Annotated in this window: 16 protein-coding genes and 1 tRNA gene; 5 read left to right on the top strand and 12 right to left on the bottom strand. The window is 47.5% G+C overall.

The genetic code is table 11. From position 1 onward, the window contains the following. Both QUE60_RS02695 and QUE60_RS02690 read right to left on the bottom strand, forming a co-directional pair. Complete coding sequence (locus tag QUE60_RS02695) at nt 1–495, bottom strand: hypothetical protein (RefSeq protein WP_286227154.1); 495 nt, start codon at nt 493–495, stop codon at nt 1–3. Beyond that, entirely contained in the window at nt 495–2,399 is a 1,905-nt protein-coding gene (locus QUE60_RS02690) for a potassium transporter Kup (RefSeq protein ID WP_286227475.1), read from the bottom strand. Before QUE60_RS02690 ends, QUE60_RS02695 begins: the two co-directional genes overlap by 1 nt. A 147-nt stretch (nt 2,400–2,546) precedes the next feature. On the opposite strand from QUE60_RS02690, the gene QUE60_RS02685 reads away from it, so the two are divergent. Further along, a tRNA-Met gene (locus QUE60_RS02685) sits at nt 2,547–2,623 on the top strand. 55 nt (nt 2,624–2,678) lie between these two features. Here the strand turns inward: QUE60_RS02685 and QUE60_RS02680 are convergent. The 4 genes from QUE60_RS02680 to QUE60_RS02665 are packed head-to-tail and all read right to left on the bottom strand — an operon-like array spanning nt 2,679 to nt 7,891. Beyond that, on the bottom strand, nt 2,679–5,129 hold the full coding sequence (locus QUE60_RS02680) for a DNA internalization-related competence protein ComEC/Rec2 (RefSeq protein ID WP_286227153.1): 2,451 nt from the start codon (nt 5,127–5,129) through the stop codon (nt 2,679–2,681). Between the two features lies 1 nt (nt 5,130). Next, entirely contained in the window at nt 5,131–5,943 is an 813-nt protein-coding gene (locus tag QUE60_RS02675) for a TatD family hydrolase (protein ID WP_286227152.1), read from the bottom strand. A gap of 6 nt (nt 5,944–5,949) precedes the next feature. Next, a complete protein-coding gene (locus QUE60_RS02670) occupies nt 5,950–6,636 on the bottom strand; it encodes an ABC transporter ATP-binding protein (protein ID WP_286227151.1) in 687 nt (228 codons plus the stop codon). After that, a complete protein-coding gene (locus tag QUE60_RS02665; RefSeq protein WP_286227474.1) occupies nt 6,629–7,891 on the bottom strand; it encodes a lipoprotein-releasing ABC transporter permease subunit in 1,263 nt (420 codons plus the stop codon). The genes QUE60_RS02670 and QUE60_RS02665 overlap by 8 nt, the downstream gene beginning before the upstream one ends. A gap of 68 nt (nt 7,892–7,959) precedes the next feature. On the opposite strand from QUE60_RS02665, the gene QUE60_RS02660 reads away from it, so the two are divergent. The 4 genes from QUE60_RS02660 (at nt 7,960) to lysS (ending at nt 13,283) form a co-directional block, all read left to right on the top strand. After that, a complete protein-coding gene (locus QUE60_RS02660) occupies nt 7,960–8,862 on the top strand; it encodes a hypothetical protein (RefSeq protein ID WP_286227150.1) in 903 nt (300 codons plus the stop codon). Then, the gene (gene recJ / locus QUE60_RS02655) at nt 8,859–10,601 is read left to right on the top strand and encodes a single-stranded-DNA-specific exonuclease RecJ (protein ID WP_286227149.1); all 1,743 of its coding nucleotides are present in this window, start codon (nt 8,859–8,861) and stop codon (nt 10,599–10,601) included. Before QUE60_RS02660 ends, recJ begins: the two co-directional genes overlap by 4 nt. A gap of 23 nt (nt 10,602–10,624) precedes the next feature. Beyond that, a protein-coding gene (gene prfB / locus QUE60_RS02650) for a peptide chain release factor 2 (protein WP_286227148.1) occupies nt 10,625–11,729 on the top strand; the annotation gives its coding sequence in 2 pieces (ribosomal slippage) (nt 10,625–10,705 and nt 10,707–11,729; 1,104 coding nt in all). 9 nt (nt 11,730–11,738) lie between these two features. Beyond that, nucleotides 11,739–13,283 carry a lysine--tRNA ligase gene (gene lysS / locus QUE60_RS02645; RefSeq protein WP_286227147.1) on the top strand — a complete coding sequence of 515 codons (1,545 nt, stop codon included), beginning with the start codon at nt 11,739–11,741 and terminating at the stop codon, nt 13,281–13,283. 2 nt (nt 13,284–13,285) lie between these two features. Here the strand turns inward: lysS and QUE60_RS02640 are convergent, their stop codons facing one another. Genes QUE60_RS02640 through iscU form a run of 6 tightly spaced genes read right to left on the bottom strand, consistent with a single transcriptional unit; the run spans nt 13,286 to nt 17,095 of the window. Continuing rightward, nucleotides 13,286–13,633: an HNH endonuclease gene (locus QUE60_RS02640; protein ID WP_286227146.1), complete on the bottom strand. Its 348-nt coding sequence runs from the start codon at nt 13,631–13,633 to the stop codon at nt 13,286–13,288. Nucleotides 13,634–13,644: 11 nt separating this feature from the next. Then, nucleotides 13,645–13,983 (bottom strand): ISC system 2Fe-2S type ferredoxin, encoded by a 339-nt coding sequence (gene fdx, locus QUE60_RS02635; protein WP_286227145.1) that lies wholly within the window; start codon nt 13,981–13,983, stop codon nt 13,645–13,647. A gap of 17 nt (nt 13,984–14,000) precedes the next feature. Then, a complete protein-coding gene (gene hscA / locus QUE60_RS02630; protein ID WP_286227144.1) occupies nt 14,001–15,863 on the bottom strand; it encodes a Fe-S protein assembly chaperone HscA in 1,863 nt (620 codons plus the stop codon). An 11-nt stretch (nt 15,864–15,874) separates the two neighbouring features. After that, nucleotides 15,875–16,399 (bottom strand): Fe-S protein assembly co-chaperone HscB, encoded by a 525-nt coding sequence (gene hscB / locus QUE60_RS02625; RefSeq protein WP_286227143.1) that lies wholly within the window; start codon nt 16,397–16,399, stop codon nt 15,875–15,877. Beyond that, on the bottom strand, nt 16,377–16,700 hold the full coding sequence (iscA, locus tag QUE60_RS02620) for an iron-sulfur cluster assembly protein IscA (protein WP_286227142.1): 324 nt from the start codon (nt 16,698–16,700) through the stop codon (nt 16,377–16,379). The genes hscB and iscA overlap by 23 nt, the downstream gene beginning before the upstream one ends. Nucleotides 16,701–16,708: 8 nt before the next feature. Beyond that, on the bottom strand, nt 16,709–17,095 hold the full coding sequence (gene iscU, locus QUE60_RS02615; protein WP_215371770.1) for a Fe-S cluster assembly scaffold IscU: 387 nt from the start codon (nt 17,093–17,095) through the stop codon (nt 16,709–16,711). Nucleotides 17,096–17,121: the final 26 nt, after the last annotated feature.

Here is a 17,121-nt window from a genome sequence, read left to right as displayed (position 1 = left end):
TTAGTCTAATTTCACGCCAGATTTATTTTCTTGAGCACGGCGCGGCGCATCCTTGCGACGCTCCTCTAGATCTGTAGCACGCGCAGCTGCATCCTTTTGTTTTTGTAAAAATGCTTTTTCATTCTCAGCACGCTCTTGTGCGCGTTTGGGATCAGCTCGTTCAGCAGCCCGACGGGCATCGCGCTCCGTTTTAATTCGCTCTTTAATAATGCGTTGGTTTTCATTGAGCAATACTTCTTGCGCCCGAATCGGGTCAATTTCTTTTCGATACTTGGCTCTTGCATCACTGAGACAAGAGTTTACGAAAAACTTCTCATAACACTCCGCGTTTGTTTTCTTCCAGCGATATTCAACCCACTCGCGCTGCAAAGTTAGTTGAGCTTCGATTTGATTCAGCTTTTCAAGCTCAAGCTCATCATTTGTCGATGCGTGGACTGGAGCAATTGTCAATCCCAAAAAAATAGCAAAGGCTAAAGATAAATTGATACGCTTCATTAAATCTCAACCTTGGCGCCCAACTCAACTAAGCGATTGGCTGGAATGTTGTAGAAATCTGATGGCTTGGCAGCATTTTGCATCATCCAAGCAAAGAGACGTTCGCGCCAAACGGCCATTCCCGGAGATTTAGATGGCGTGATGGCATCACGCGCGAGGAAGAAGGTGGTATCCATTAGATCAAAGGGCAACCCATACTGCCTGGTAATTAAATCAAGCACTTTATTGATATCGGGCGTCTCTTTAAAGCCATGCACACTGCGAACCACAAATACATTACCACCCAAATCTTTAATCGATAAGCGCTCCTCATCGCGCACAAAGGGCACATCCCAAGTACTCAATTTAAGAAAGAAGATACGCTGATGCATCACGTGGTTATGCTTTAGGTTGTGGAGCATGGCTGCGGGCACAAAATCAATATGCGGCGTTAAAAAAATGGCCGTTCCCTCCACCCGATGGGGTGGATGCGCTAATAAGTTTTTAATGAAAATCTCCAGTGGAATTGATTCTTTAATAAGCTTATTGCGAAGCAGCTGACGGCCTCGATACCACGTAATGATGCAAGTAAAGAGTAAAAATGCCAAGGCGATGGGATACCAACCTCCCGCTTTAATTTTGATCAACGTGGCGGTCCAAAAGGCAAAGTCGATTACCAAGAATAAGATGATCATCACCAAAATAATGATTGGATTAATATGCCACTCACGCCGCATGACGATGCTCAATAAAATGGTGGTGATCAGCATGGTTGAACTCACTGAAATCCCGTATGCGGCAGCGAGATTGACTGACTCCCCAAATTCAACGGTGGTCACAATAACCATGATCAATAAAGCCCAGTTCACTGCAGGTATATAAATCTGACCTCGTTCAGAGACGGAGGTATGTAAGATATTCAAACGGGGCACAAAGCCCAGAAGAATAGCCTGGTTAATCAGAGAGAATGCCCCTGAAATCACAGCCTGAGAGGCAATCACCGTTGCGGCAGTAGCCAAACCGATCACAGGCCACAAAGCCCACTCTGGAACCATGAGATAAAAAGGATTAGTCACTGCAGCAGGATTGGCAAGAAGTAATGCCCCTTGACCTAAATAGTTGATCAATAAACATGGCAACACCAAAAAGAGCCATGCGTAGCGCACTGGACTTTTACCGAAGTGGCCCATATCTAAATAGAGTGCTTCCACACCGGTGACCACGAGGACTACTGCGCCCATCACGATATAAGCAGTTAAAGGATGATCGACGACAAATTGCAATGCATACATCGGGTTAAATGCACTCACAATTTCAGGCGCTTGACCGATGTTCATGAGTCCCAATATGGCTAGCACGATAAACCACATCAAGGTTATAGGACCAAATAAATTACCAACTGCTGCAGTCCCAAAGCGTTGAATCACAAAAAGCGCCACTAGAATAATGACGGAAATAGGTAACACCGCATCAGCCAAGGTCGGTGTTGCGATCGCAATTCCTTCGACCGCAGAGAGTACTGAAATTGCGGGAGTAATGACGGATTCGCCAAGCAGCATACAAGCGCCCAACATGCCCATCACCATAATCAGAAAATATTGTCGGCTATCACTTTTAATCGAACGCAGTGCTAAAGCCATTAATGAAAGGACGCCGCCTTCGCCTTTATTATCGGCACGCATCACCACAAATACATACTTGAGCGTTACGACAATCAAGAGCGCCCAAATCATCATGGAAATCACACCAAAAAGAGCCTCCCGACTATAGGTAATGCCATGGGCAGGATCAAAACATTCTTTCAGGGCGTACAGAGGGCTTGTGCCAATATCACCAAACACGACCCCAATCGCAGCGAGCATGATGAGGGGCAAACTTTTTTTGGGATGCTCATTGGCGCTCTGAATCTCGACCGGTTTAAGCATCGAGGAATTGGAGAACTCTGGGTTACTAATCGACATTGTGCGGGTCCCTCATCGCAAAAGTGCCTCTATGATACGCCCACTTCAGGCGTCACAATAGTTTTTAACTGGACAGATGGGTATTAAAAATGGTAGAATTTCAGTCTCAGGCGCGGGGTGGAGCAGTCTGGCAGCTCGTCGGGCTCATAACCCGAAGGTCATAGGTTCAAATCCTATCCCCGCAACCAATCTCTCAAGCCTTACCGAATCACATTACCTAGTTCAGGTTTTTATTCTTGCCGACTATTCGTGATGCCACAATCGCTTTCGCTTAGACCTTAGGAACTCAACGGTAAGATCGTCAGCAGTGACGCGCCAATGTTGTGCGCCGGTATGAGTGGTTTCAAGAAACGGAATTTGATTGGCTCGATATCGTTCTTTGACAACGCTATGTGGATGACCATATCGGTTTCGATATCCATGCTGAGAAAATGCCACAGTTGGTTGGATAGTATCTAGCCATATCTGAGATGATGACGTCTTACTACCATGATGCGGGGCCATGACCACCACTTTATTAGGCTTTTGGTAACCCATCTCCTCTAGACGTCGAGTATGCTCATGCTCTCCTCGTTTTTCAATATCGCCTGTTAACCAGAAGCTTGTGTTGGCATTACGGATCTCCAGCACACAACTGTTTTCATTAGGCTTTCCTCGGTGCGTATTTGCTTTGAAGCTTACCTCCTCAGATGGATGCCAGACTTTAAAGTCCACACCATCCCATTGCCATTCTTGACCAAACTGACAGGGTAGTGCCGGTATGGATGATTGTTTTATTTCATTCATTAACGGATGGTGCTCTGGCATCGTGCCCAAGAATGATTGGATCTTTAGACTCTTCATCAGTGAGTTAGCGCCCCCAATATGATCTGAGTCTTTATGGCTTATAACTAAGCGATCCAACCGATCAATTCCCTCCCCGCGAAAGTACGGCAGTAATACCCGTTCTCCAGCGTTGTCATTTTTTCCAGAAAGTGGGCCAGCATCATATAAGAGTCGATGTGATTTGGTCTCAACTAGGACTGCAGTGCCCTGGCCAATATCAAATATATATGCCTTAAATTGACCATGATTGATTGAATCGGTCACTTGCCAAAATAAAGGGATGCAAAGGGCAATCCCCACAATTCGACTCATTAGATGGCTTGCCATCGGACCCGGACGAATATGCCAATAGATGCCTAAAAACGATAAAGCCATTGCCCAGAGGGTTGGTTGATGAGACCAATGCACTGCCCAGTCAAATTTTGCAAGCCAGTTCAGGTATTTCGCCGTCCATTCCATTGCCCCATGTGCGAGCTGGAGAGGGATGGGTGCAAACCACTCAGGAAGAATCGCGCCAGTAATCGCCAAGGGGGTCACAATAAAACTAATCACTGGAATCGCGAGTGCATTGGCTAATGGCGATACGATGGATACTTGGTAAAACCAATACAAAGTGCAAGGTATGAGCGCAATGGTCACAATCCATTGCAAGCGGCAGGATTCGAGGAAGGCTTGCTTGAGTCGCTCGAGTCGACCCCGCTCCCACTCGCCCCCATTCGGGATACCAATGAGGCTTGATGAGGAGCCCATTCCATACAAAATGATGGCTACCGCTCCAAACGATAACCAGAATCCTGGAGTGTAAGGAGCCATAGGATCAATTACCAGAACCAGCAATAGTGCAATCCACCAAATATCAAAGGCGCGTGGAATTCTGGAGGTCCAGAGCGCATAAGCTACGATCCCGACCATGTAGAGTGTTCGTTGAGCTGGTATTTGAAATCCAGCCAACCATGCATATAAAAACGCAACAAGTAATCCGGTACCGGCTGCAACTTTTTGAACAGGAATGATGAGTGGCCATTCGCGACGTCGCCATATCCATGCCCCTAACATGGCGCCTAATCCAGAGAGCATCGTAACGTGCAAACCCGATATCGAAATTAAGTGCCCAACGCCGGTGGCATTAAATACCCGCCAATCCGATTGGGCAATGGCATTTTGATCACCAATCACTAAGGCAATTAATACACCCACATAAGGTGCAGACGGGTCTAGAGCGGCTTTGATCTTATTACGAAGTCGCCAACGTTGATACTCGATGGCTGTTTTTAATGAAATCCATCGAGACTCTTGAATTCGCTTACCAGACCTAACCGAACCATGTGCTCCAAAGCCTTGATGAAACATCCATCGTTCAAAATCAAAGCCATGGTTATTCATTAAGGTGTGCGGTCTTTTGAGTTTGACAACAAATTGCCACTCTTCACCCGGGGCGAGCTCTGGAATCATACGAATTTTTTGCCATGCCCCACTCCAACTTAAGTAGATTTTTCTAGGCAAAGACTCGGGATGAGCATCATTCCAATCCATCACCTCAAATGCAAAGCGCTGATGTTGCCCATCACCGCTTGGTAATTGAGCAATATAGCCCCGGATTGTTAATTCTTGATCTTCAAGAGAAATTGGTAAGGGGGATGCAAGCCTTTCCTTTGCATAATGAAAGTGATAGCCCCACCCTAATAATCCTACTGCTAGTCCAACCGCTAAGAGCGAGAGGGTGCGATTGCGATCTCGCAAATAATAGCTAACGATCAGCAAAAAGATTCCGGAAGTAATGCTTACTTCTTGGCCGTGATTCGGTAAATTGGGTAAAAAGAGAAAAGCCGACCCTCCGGCAATCCATGCCGTAATTGCGATGCGTAGCACGTTATTGGTTCAGAAGTTGGCCCCAGCGCGGTAGGGCCTGACTTACATTGTGAATGACAGCTTGCGATAGCAGGTCTGGTTGCGCGCTACGGATTTCTGCCAACACTTGCGCAATACGGGGTAAAAATGCTGGCTCATTACGACGCTCTTGTTCGGAGCGTAACCATGCCGGTGGGATATCTGGCGCATCGGTCTCGGTCACGATAGCATCCATTGGTAACTCTTGAATGAGTCTACGAATTTGTAAAGCACGCTCATAGGTCGCCGCGCCTCCAAAACCCAATTTGAATCCCAGCTCGATAAATTGCCGAGCCTGCTGAAAACTACCATTAAATGCATGGGCAATACCGCCACTGATGGTTCGTTGACGTAGCGCTTTCAAAATCATATCTTGCGAACGACGGACATGCAAAATGACTGGTAATTGATATTGTTGGGCCAAATCCAGTTGTGCATGAAAAAAGAATGCTTGTCGATGTGGATCTAGCTCAGCGACAAAATAATCCAGACCAATTTCACCAATACCAACAAAGTGAGGGTCATTTTTAGCATTGACCACTTCAGTCTCTAACGTTTTTAGATCACTTTCGCTAGCGCGATCGGTATACAGCGGATGAATCCCCAGGGTATAGACCAAATATGGAATCTCATGCTTAAACCGATGGGTAAGCTCTTGAACGGTCTCAAAATCCTGAGCTCGTACTGCGGGCAATAAGATGCCTGCCACTCCAGCGCTTTTTGCACGCTCTACGATGCTCTCGATATCACTTAAAAATTCTGGGGCATCGAGGTGGCAATGGGTATCAAGCCACATCGCTCACTATTCCCTAAATGGCTCAAGTACACCGCGGGTTAGGCGCAAAATACGATCGCACCGTTTGGCCCGAACTGGATCATGGGTAACGATCAAAAATCCGGTGCCTTGCTCTTTGGCAATATCGAGCATTAAATCGAACACCCGATCAGCAGTCTCGGTATCCAAGTTACCAGTTGGCTCATCAGCCAATACACAATCGGGCTTTCCAACTAAGGCGCGTGCTACTGCAACCCGTTGACGCTCCCCTCCCGATAACTCTGCTGGGGTGTGATGCAGACGCTTTCCTAAGCCAACGGCATCTAATAGAACCTGTGCTGGGACCTGAGCATTCTCCTGACTCAAGCCTCTAATGCGTAAAGGCAAGGCTACATTCTCAAGCGCTGTTAATTCATCAAGTAGATGATGAAACTGATATACAAAGCCCAGGCGTTCATTACGGATTTGATCAAGCTCCTTCGGACTCATCCGATTGAGTAATTGACCGGCCAACTCTACCTCACCAGCACTTGCCGTATCCAATCCTCCCAATAGGTGGAGCAAGGTACTTTTACCTGAACCGGAGGATCCCACAATCGCAACCTTCTCGGCCGGACTTAACTCCAAATCGACTGCTTTCAATACTTCAACGGCATTAATACCCACTCCATAGGTTTTAGCAAGTTTGGACGCTTTCAGAACTGGCTTACTCATAGCGCAATGCCTCGGCTGGTTTGACCTGCGCTGCTCTACGGCTTGGGTAAATCGTCGCAAGAATCGATAGAACAAATGCCATGATTCCTACCTTTAGTACATCATCGAGACGCACATCCGATGGCAGCTGGCTAATGAAATAAATATCTCTTGGTAAGAACTGCACTCGGAAGAGAGTCTCAATAAACGGCACGATCACATCGATGTTAAGAGCAATGAGCAATCCAAACGCAACGCCTAGGATCGAGCCCAATAAACCAATCGCCAAACCTTGCACTAAAAATATGCGCTGCACAAGCCCTGCACTTGCTCCCATGGTTCGCAAAATTGCAATATCTGCCTGCTTATCTGTAACGGTCATCACTAAAGTCGAAACTAAGTTAAATGCTGCTACCGCAATAATTAAGGTCAAGATAATGAACATCATTTTCTTTTCGGTTTGGACTGCGGCGAACCAATTGCGATTAGAGCGTGACCAATCGCTAACCCAAAGCGCTTGCGGTACCACCTGAGCTAAGCGCACCGCAATTTCAGGGGCCTTTTGCATGTCATCGATCTTTACGCGCAAACCAGTCGGGTCGGTCATTCGTAACAAGGCGGCGGCGTCCTTCCAGTGCATCACAGCCAAAGTACTATCGTATTCATAGTGACCGCTATCCACCATACCAACTACCTGGAGAGAGCGCATCCGTGGCATCATCCCAGCGGGAGTTAAATCACCCTCGGGAACCAATAGATTTACGCGATCACCCACCCTTACACCAAGGGCGCCTGCCAATTGGGTTCCTAATACAACCCCAAATTGCCCGGGCTTGAGATCGCTAATTGAACCCACAATCAATTGCTTGGGTAGATCAGATACTCGACCCTCTAAGGCTGGATCCACACCCCGCAACGCAACCCCGCGCATTGATTCAGCTCGAGATAAAAGACCCTGGGAACTCACCATTGGGGCAACCCCGAGAACATGCGCCTGTTTTGAGAGTGTCTCGGCGATTGGCTCCCAGTCGACCAAACCACTTGGGGAGGTAATCTCAATATGGGAGAGAACCGAAAGCATACGGTCTCGAACCTCTTTCTGAAACCCATTCATGACGGACAGAACCACAATAAGGGCCGCAACCCCTAGCGCGATTCCCGCCATCGAGATCCCAGAAATAAAAGACAGAAACCCATCACGCTGACCAACGGCCTTCCTACGTCGCGAGCGAGTGTACTTTAGGCCAATCTCCAGTTCAATCGGAATCTTCCACATCTTCACAGTTTAAGCAATTGGCACCACCCACTAAGCAAATTGAGTAATTGCCACCTAAAATTAGGGTCATGAGTCAACAAATTAGCATTCTTCTATCCGGCGAGGATCAGCTCAACCACGATGTTGCGTACGCACCTAAAGCCTTACCGCATGAACGCTATCTGATCGGCGACTCCTTTGCGCTTGGTAGTGTCCTGCATACAAATCCGAGCAATCAAGTTCAGCTATGTATTGAACCGGTTCATTTACACGCGACGCGCGACCATCTTGTTCTACTCCCATTATCGGAGTTATCCATACCCCCCGATGAAATCATGATCTTGATGGAGGAGGCAAACACCATCTTCGGTGAAGAGGAAATTATTCCAATCTCGCGTGGTCCAAATGCTTGGGTTTATGCTGCAAACGCGTATCAATCACTCTACACCCATAGCGTGACACAAGCCACAGGCCGTAATATCGATTGGTGGCTTCCAAAAGATACCGTTGTGTCAGGTTTAGCCAAACGTTGGCGCAGGATTCAGAACGAAATACAAATGCGCTGGCATATTCACCCCATTAATGAGGCACGAGAGGCGCAAGGATTACCCCGAATTAATTCAGTTTGGATCTATGGGATTGGTAAAGCAACCGATATTACTTATTCCCCTGAATTAACTAATGCTACGCAAATTATTAGTGATCATCCCTGGATGACATCGATTGCTGCACAGCTTGGCATCCCTCTTCTGAGATCCCAAACTGTTCAGTGGGAACAACAACCAAGCAATACCTTTGTTTGGTTAAAGGATATTGATAAGCAATGGCCAAGACTAAGACAAGCGATGCTCGAACTTGACCTAGAAATCACGCTAATTGATTTTCCGCAAGGCATTCGCAAGCGCACCCTTCGAGCCAAAGACTATCGGGGCCCTGTATGGAAGTTTTGGCATAAAAATCAACCGCCGACCTGGGAAGAATTGCAGGTATGAGTATTTTTAGCCAACGCGCTTACCCCAATCAAGTTGTTGAACATTTAGAAGGACGTGGTCTAGATCCACTTTTTGCTCGCCTGTATGCCTCTCGAGGCATACATGATTATTCAGACTTAAGTCTTGAGGCAAAGTATTTGCTGCCACCCTCATCACTGAAGGAATGCGAGACAGCCGCGAGATTATTAGCAGATGCAATAGCCTCAAAACGATCGATGGTGATCGTCGCTGATTACGACTGTGATGGCGCAACCGCCTGCGCTGTTGGCCTGCGAGGATTACGCATGCTAGGGGCATCTGACGAGCAATTGGGTTACTTGGTTCCCAATCGCTTTACTATGGGATATGGGCTAACCCCTGAGGTGGTTAATATGGCGCTTGAACTTAATCCAAGACCATCGCTCTTAATTACGGTTGATAACGGAATTGCTAGCCATCAAGGAATTGACTATGCCAAGACACACGGCATCGATGTTCTGGTGACTGATCATCATCTACCCGGCGAGGAACTTCCAAACGCACTCACAATAGTCAATCCTAATCAGCCAGGATGTCCATTTTCCAGCAAGGCACTGGCGGGCGTTGGTGTGATGTTCTACATTTTGATTGCCCTACGAGCCCTTTTACGAGAGCGAGGTGTATTTACTGTCGAGACCCAGCCAAAACTAGAGCAACTATTTAGTTTAGTGGCGCTTGGCACGGTGGCAGACGTTGCCCAACTCGATCGCAATAACCGCATTTTGGTCTCACAAGGTCTCCGAAAAATACGTCAGGGTCTCGCTCCGGCAGGATTGCTAGCCTTATTTGAGGTGGCTGGACGAGATCCCAGAGCTGCCAGCCCCTTTGATCTGGGATTTGCCATTGGGCCTCGCTTAAATGCTGCTGGTCGCTTAGCTGATATGAGCTTAGGAATTCAATTGCTCCTATGTGATGATGAGGTCCGCGCAAGATCCCTGGCACAAGAGCTTGATCGCATTAATCGAGAGCGGCGTGTGATCGAGTCTGGTATGCAAGAATCCGCGCTCGCGAACCTTGCAAACCTATCAGTTAATGAACAACCTGCACTTTGCTTATGGCATCCTGATTGGCATCAAGGCGTGGTGGGCATTGTCGCCTCGCGACTGAAGGATCGCTTTAATCGCCCAACGATTGTTTTTGCACCTGCCGATGATGACTCGGGCACTCGATTGCTACGCGGCTCTGGTCGATCGATTCAGGGCTTTCATCTGCGTGATGCGCTCGACTTGGTGTCTAAAAAATACCCTGGGCTCATTTTGAAGTTTGGCGGCCATGCCATGGCTGCAGGCCTAACGATTCGCCAATCCGACTTTAATGACTTTGAGAATTACTTTCGAGAGATCAGCGCAAGCCTGCTCAATGATGAAATTTTGCAAAGGCATTGCACCCATGATGGCTCCTTGAGTCCAGATCAATTTACCGTTGAAATTGCTGACCGCTTAATGCAAGAGATCTGGGGACAAGGTTTTCCACAACCGCTCTTTTATGGTGAATTTGAGGTACTGCAACAATCACTGATGAAAGATAAACATTTGCGTCTTTTACTTCGCCCAATTGTGCAGAGCGAAAGTGATACACCCCTCGTATCAGCAGTTTGGTTTAATCGCACCCAAACACTACCGCAGCTCGCATTTTTGGCATTTCGTCTAGTGAGTGATCGTTTTCGCGAAGAGGCACGCATCCAACTGATCATTGAGGCCATCGACGACCAACACCACTAGGCGCTTACCCGTATAATTCGTTCATGGAAGCCGAACAACTCAATCAAATTACCAACGCCTTCAAAGATCTCCTCGCTCGCGAGCAAGCCCTTCGGGGGTATCTTTGACTTTGATGCTAAATCAAACCGCCTAGTTGAAGTCAATCGTATTTTGGAGGATCCTAAAATTTGGGATGATCCAAAACAAGCACAAGCCTTTGGGAAAGAAAAAAAATTACTCGAAGGCGTAGTGAGTACCCTAACTGATTTACAGCAAAACATTATTAGCAGCATGGAGCTGATGGATCTCGCTCGCGCCGAAAACGATTTGGATACTCTGCTCTCTCTTGAAGTAGATGCAGGTACTTACGAAAAAATTATTGCTGATCTTGAATTTAGACGGATGTTTCATAATGAAATGGATCCTTGCAATTGCTTTATTGACATTCAGGCGGGGGCTGGAGGTACCGAAGCTTGTGATTGGGCCAGTATGCTGTATCGCCAATACCTGAAATACTGCGAGCGCAAAGGCTACAAAACGGAGATTTTGGAAGAATCTGACGGTGATGTCGCTGGTATCAAAAGTGCCACGATCAAGGTGGATGGTGAATATGCCTATGGTCACCTCCGCTCCGAAACAGGTGTGCACCGCTTAGTCCGTAAATCACCGTTCGACTCCTCAGGCGGTCGCCATACCTCATTTGCCAGTATTTATGTCTACCCTGAGATTGATGACTCGATCGAAATTGAGATCAATCCTGCGGATATCCGCACTGACACCTATCGCGCTTCTGGCGCTGGCGGTCAACATATTAACAAGACTGACTCTGCGGTTCGCCTTACTCATATTCCAACGGGCATTGTGGTGCAGTGTCAAAACGATCGCAGCCAGCATCGCAACCGAGCTGAGGCAATGAGCATGCTCAAATCACGCCTTTACGAACATGAGATGCGTAAACGACGTGCCGAACAAGACAAGTTAGAGGCCAGCAAAACCGATGTTGGTTGGGGCCATCAAATCCGCTCTTACGTACTTGATCAAAGTCGCATTAAAGATTTACGAACCAATGTTGAGATCTCGAATACCCAGAAAGTCTTGGATGGTGATCTTGACGCATTTATTGAGGCTAGCCTTAAACAGGGCGTGTAAGATTCTGCTATGAGTAACTTAGACCAACAAGACCCACCGATTCCTGCGCAGGATGAAAATCACATCATTGCCGAGCGGCGTGAAAAGTTAGCAAAATTGCGTCAAGCAGGCATTGCATACCCCAATGATTTTGTACCAACCCACTTAGCAGCTGATCTACATCAGCATTACGACTCCTTTAATAAAGAAGAATTAGCTAGCAAGCGTATTCTTGTGAAAGTTGCTGGTCGGATGGTTCTAAAGCGAGTGATGGGTAAAGCCAGCTTTGCGACCATTCAAGATCGTAGTGGTCAAATTCAGTTTTATATCAGCGATGATGTCACAGGCAGTGATGTTCATGCAGCATTTAAGCATTGGGATCTTGGCGACATTATTGCTGCCGAAGGCTACTTATTTAAAACCAACAAGGGTGAATTATCGATTGAGTGTTCGACTCTAAGGCTTTTAAGCAAGTCCTTGCGGCCTCTGCCTGATAAATTTCACGGGCTGGCCGATCAAGAATTGAAGTATCGGCAACGCTATGTGGATCTGATTGTAAATTCAGAGAGCCGAAATACGTTCTTGGCGCGCAGCAAAGTGATTACTTCGCTACGTCGTCATATGACTGACGCACAGTTCATGGAAGTCGAGACGCCCATGCTCCATCCGATTCCAGGTGGCGCTGCAGCCAAACCATTTATTACCCACCATAACGCGCTTGATATGCAAATGTTTTTGCGTATCGCTCCAGAGTTGTATCTAAAGCGCTTAATCGTGGGTGGTTTTGAACGCGTTTTTGAGATTAATCGTAATTTTCGCAATGAAGGTGTAAGCCCCCGACATAACCCCGAGTTCACCATGATGGAGTTTTATGCAGCCTATACCGACTATCGGTGGCTCATGGATTTCACAGAGAACCTCATTCGCAGCGCAGCCATCGATGCCCAGGGGACTGCAACCCTTACCCACCAAGGTCGCCCACTAGATCTTGCCAAACCCTTTGACCGTCTGACTATTACCGAGGCCATCTTAAAGTACAGCCCCCTCTCGAAAAAATCCTATAGCGCTACTCAACTAGAGAATCCTGAATTTATTCGCGGGGAGCTTCAGAAAGGCGGTGAAGACCTGAATGCTCCGCCTCTAAAAAATGCGGGCTTGGGCGCCTTGCAGCTCGCCTTATTTGAACTGGTTGCCGAAGAGCATCTTTGGGATCCTACGTACATTATTGACTATCCTATCGAAGTGAGTCCCTTGGCGCGTGAGTCCGATACTCGTAAAGGAGTAACCGAGCGTTTTGAGCTTTTTATTACAGGTCGTGAGATTGCAAATGGATTCTCGGAGCTCAATGATGCCGAGGATCAGGCTGAGCGCTTTCGAAAACAAGTGGCACAAAAGGATGCTGGTGATGAAGAGGCCATGTATTATGACCACGACTTCATTCGGGCGCTTGAATATGGAATGCCTCCCACGGGAGGCTGTGGAATTGGCATCGATCGGTTGGTGATGCTGCTCACCGACGTACCAAATATTCGTGATGTGATCTTGTTTCCCCATTTGCGCCGGGAAGATGAATAAACTTACTGTTCTTTTAAGCGGGAACTTTTAGCTACCCGCTCGTAAAAGCCGTCTGGCTTATTTTTAACCCACTCAATAAAGCGTTGCATCTGCGGATGTTGGCGAATAGCATCCGCAGAGTTTAGGCGCCTCGCCAACTCTGTCTCAGTAAATAAAGCGTGTATCTGACGATGGCAAATCCGATGCAAATACTGCGTTTCCCTGCCACCCTTAGAGCGTGGGATTAAATGATGTGCATCCATTTGAGCGGGAGGAATCTCACGCTCGCAAATAGGGCAAATAATAGGATTAGGAGTTGCTGATGCCGCCTCAATTGAATCAATTTGCTTTTGGCGAATCCGACCTAACATGGAATTTGGGACTAATGATTTTCTTTAGCATGATTGATCGAATACTTAGGGATTTCAATCACCAAATCCGTTTTGGCCACAATGGCCTGACACGATAAACGGGATTGTGGGGATAAGCCCCAAGCGCGATCAAGCATATCCTCTTCATTTTCGTCAGGCTCATTGAGACTCGCAAAGCCTTCGCGCACTATCACATGACACGTGGTGCAAGCGCACACCATATCGCACGCATGCTCTATTTCAATATCATTGGCAAGCAAGGTCTCACAAATACTGGTCCCTGGCTGCGCTTCAATCACTGCGCCATCAGGGCAATACTCAGAGTGTGGCAACACAACAATTTGGGTCATTACATTCATCTCAAGAGTTAAATTTCAGCAACATTTTTTCCAGTCAATGCGCGCTGAATACTAGCATTCATCCGCTTTTCAGCAAACGGATCGGTAGTCTTGGCGGCTTTTTCAATCGCTTTACGCAACACATCACTACTTGTTTCCACTTCTAAAAGCGCCTGCAACTGGGCCATTTCCTTACGAATCAGGGCGCGCTCGACATCGGTCAGCAGATCACCATCCTCTTGCAGTGCTACAGTCACAGCCTCTAATAAGCGCCTTGCTTCTACCTGCTCCTCACGTAATGCACGAGCGCGCATATCATCCCCGGCGGCCTGAAATCCATCTTGTAGCATGCGTGCAATCTCAGAATCACTAAGTCCATACGATGGCTTGATTTCAATGGATGCCTGAACTCCAGAACTTTGCTCGATCGCATGCACCGATAAAAGTCCATCTGCGTCGACCTGGAATGTCACTCGAATACGCGCAGCACCAGCAACCATCGGGGGGATACCCTTGAGCTCAAATCGCCCCAGGGATCGGCAAGCATCCACTACCTCGCGCTCCCCCTGCACAATATGAAGTGATAAACCGGTCTGACCATCTTTAAAGGTCGTGAAATCTTGTGCCCTGGCAACAGGAATTGGCGTATTACGCGGAATAATTTTTTCTACGAGTCCACCCATGGTTTCCAAACCAAGGGATAAGGGAATGACATCAAGTAGTAACCACTCATTATTCTTACTTTGATTGCCTGCTAGAAGATCGGCCTGCATCGCCGCACCAAGGGCAACCACCTGATCAGGGTCAAGGTTATTTAAGGGCTGGGTCTTAAAAAATGCCCCAACCGCTGCTTGGACTTGCGGCATTCGAGTGGCGCCACCAACCATCACGACACCCTTCACATCACCCACCTGGAGTTGAGCATCACGCAGTGCTTTACGAACTGAAACCATGGTCTTGTCCACCAATGGTTTTGTAAGCAATACGAACTTGTCGCGAGTAAGAATTAGGGAAATGGACTGTCCGTTCATGAGCGTGAGCTCAATAGGGGTCTCGGTCACATTACTTAACTCTTCTTTGGCGCGCTTGGCTGCGCTCAGTAGCGCCCGCTGATCCTTAGGCTCAAGGCTTATCAGCTTAGCCTCATCAATAACCCAGTCACATACTGATCGATCAAAGTCATCACCACCCAAGGCAGAATCTCCACCGGTGGATAAAACTTCAAACACGCCCTTACTCATTCGTAGAATCGAAATATCAAAGGTTCCGCCGCCAAGATCATAGACGGCATAAATACCCTCTGAGGCATTATCTAGGCCATACGCAATCGCAGCTGCAGTAGGTTCGTTTAATAGCCGCAGGACATGGAGTCCGGCAAGCTTAGCAGCGTCTTTCGTGGCCTGACGTTGGGCATCATCAAAGTAAGCTGGCACTGTGATGACTGCGCCGACGATTTCATCTTGTACGGAATCTTCGGCTAACTGTCGTAATCGCGCCAAGATCTCTGCGCTCACCTCCACCGGACTTTTATCCCCTGCAGCAGTTCGTAACTTAACCATGCCTGGCTCATCGATGAACGTGTAGGGGAAATCGTGACTCGAAAAATCGTTTAACCCGCGTCCCATGAAACGCTTTACCGAGACAATCGTATTTTTTGGATCCTCAATCACGTGAGTCAAAGCCTCAAATCCACCCTGCGTTCTGCCATTTGGCAAATACCGAATCACCGAGGGAAATAGAGCCTGACCAGCAGTATCTGTTAAGACTTTGGGCAAAACGTCACGAACGACCGCAACCAAGGAGTTGGTCGTTCCCAAATCGATCCCAATTGCTACCTTGCGCTCATGGGGCGCCAATGCCATTCCAGGTTCAGCAATTTGCAATAAAGCCATATTCGTTTCTCTTAGACCAGTTGCTCGATTGCATCATCGAGCTCGGTGGCAAATTTATTGATAAAGAGTAGACCTCGGAGGATATCCACCGCCTGGGTATATGCTGACTGCTCAAACGCATGATTGAGCTCCAACAGCGAATCATGACGCGTCTTCTCAACTTCGGCAGCAAGACGTTCCAGAGCATCCAAATCATCAGCGTGATCATCCAAAGCTTCGCGCCACTCCATTTGCTTCATCAAGAACTGAACCGGCATGGCAGTATTCGTTTCTAGATTTGCCTCAACACCATGAAGCTGACATAAATAAAGGCCGCGCGCGATGGGGTCTTTCAGGGTTCGGTAGGCGCCATTGGCATAAGTCGCCATTTGCATTGCTAGGCGTTGCTCGGTATCGGATCCTGAGGCGTGACGATCGGGATGGACTTCCTTTTGAATCGCTAAATAGGCTTGGTCCAATGCCAACGTATCAAATACGAACCGGGGAGTAAGGCCAAAAAAAGTGAAGTAGTTGTCAGACGCGGAAAGATTCGCCACAACCACACTCATCTTTCACATTGGGATTTTGAAACTTAAATCCTTCATTTAAGCCCTCCCGGACAAAATCAAGCTCGGTGCCGTCGATATAGGTCAGGCTCTTTGGGTCAACAAAAATCTTAATCCCATGAGATTCAAATACTTGGTCTTCTGGTGCGGCTTCATCAACGTATTCCAATTGATAGGCAAGGCCTGAGCAGCCAGTGGTGCGCACACCCAAACGCAAACCACAGCCCTTACCGCGTTTTTGCAAACTACGGCTGACGTGGTTAGCGGCTTTTTCGGTGAGGGTGATGGACATGGTGATTTTTATTTAACAGGATGCTTATCTTTGTAATCTTTTACTGCTGCCTTGATGGCATCCTCAGCCAAGATCGAACAATGAATTTTCACGGGTGGCAATGACAACTCTTGCGCAATTTGGGAGTTCTTAATCTCCAAGGCTTGATCAAGAGTTTTGCCTTTTACCCATTCGGTCACCAATGAGGAAGATGCAATCGCAGAACCACAACCATAGGTCTTGAATTTCGCATCTTCAATGACGCCATGATCATTCACGCGAATTTGCAATTTCATCACATCGCCACATGCAGGCGCACCAACCATTCCTGTGCCGACCTGCTCATCACCTTTGGCAAAGGAGCCAACGTTTCGGGGGTTTTCATAATGATCAATTACTTTATCGCTATATGCCATTTCAATTTACCTCGTTTAGAACAACA

This window comes from Polynucleobacter sp. HIN11 (assembly GCF_030297675.1).
Classification (GTDB): Bacteria; Pseudomonadota; Gammaproteobacteria; order Burkholderiales; family Burkholderiaceae; genus Polynucleobacter.
The sequence above is the reverse complement of the archived record's forward strand: the minus strand, read 5'-3'. Positions and strand labels throughout refer to the sequence as shown.

Coding starts and splice junctions, on each gene's coding strand:
- QUE60_RS02690 (WP_286227475.1), bottom strand. CDS start 2,399: ATGCTTAAACCGGTCGAGATTCAGAGCGCCAATGAGCATCCCAAAAAA.
- QUE60_RS02675 (WP_286227152.1), bottom strand. CDS start 5,943: ATGTGGCTTGATACCCATTGCCACCTCGATGCCCCAGAATTTTTAAGT.
- hscA (WP_286227144.1), bottom strand. CDS start 15,863: ATGGCTTTATTGCAAATTGCTGAACCTGGAATGGCATTGGCGCCCCAT.
- QUE60_RS02670 (WP_286227151.1), bottom strand. CDS start 6,636: ATGAGTAAGCCAGTTCTGAAAGCGTCCAAACTTGCTAAAACCTATGGA.
- lysS (WP_286227147.1), top strand. CDS start 11,739: ATGAGTAACTTAGACCAACAAGACCCACCGATTCCTGCGCAGGATGAA.
- QUE60_RS02640 (WP_286227146.1), bottom strand. CDS start 13,633: ATGTTAGGTCGGATTCGCCAAAAGCAAATTGATTCAATTGAGGCGGCA.
- iscA (WP_286227142.1), bottom strand. CDS start 16,700: ATGTCCATCACCCTCACCGAAAAAGCCGCTAACCACGTCAGCCGTAGT.
- QUE60_RS02665 (WP_286227474.1), bottom strand. CDS start 7,891: ATGTGGAAGATTCCGATTGAACTGGAGATTGGCCTAAAGTACACTCGC.
- QUE60_RS02695 (WP_286227154.1), bottom strand. CDS start 495: ATGAAGCGTATCAATTTATCTTTAGCCTTTGCTATTTTTTTGGGATTG.
- QUE60_RS02660 (WP_286227150.1), top strand. CDS start 7,960: ATGAGTCAACAAATTAGCATTCTTCTATCCGGCGAGGATCAGCTCAAC.
- recJ (WP_286227149.1), top strand. CDS start 8,859: ATGAGTATTTTTAGCCAACGCGCTTACCCCAATCAAGTTGTTGAACAT.
- iscU (WP_215371770.1), bottom strand. CDS start 17,095: ATGGCATATAGCGATAAAGTAATTGATCATTATGAAAACCCCCGAAAC.
- fdx (WP_286227145.1), bottom strand. CDS start 13,983: ATGACCCAAATTGTTGTGTTGCCACACTCTGAGTATTGCCCTGATGGC.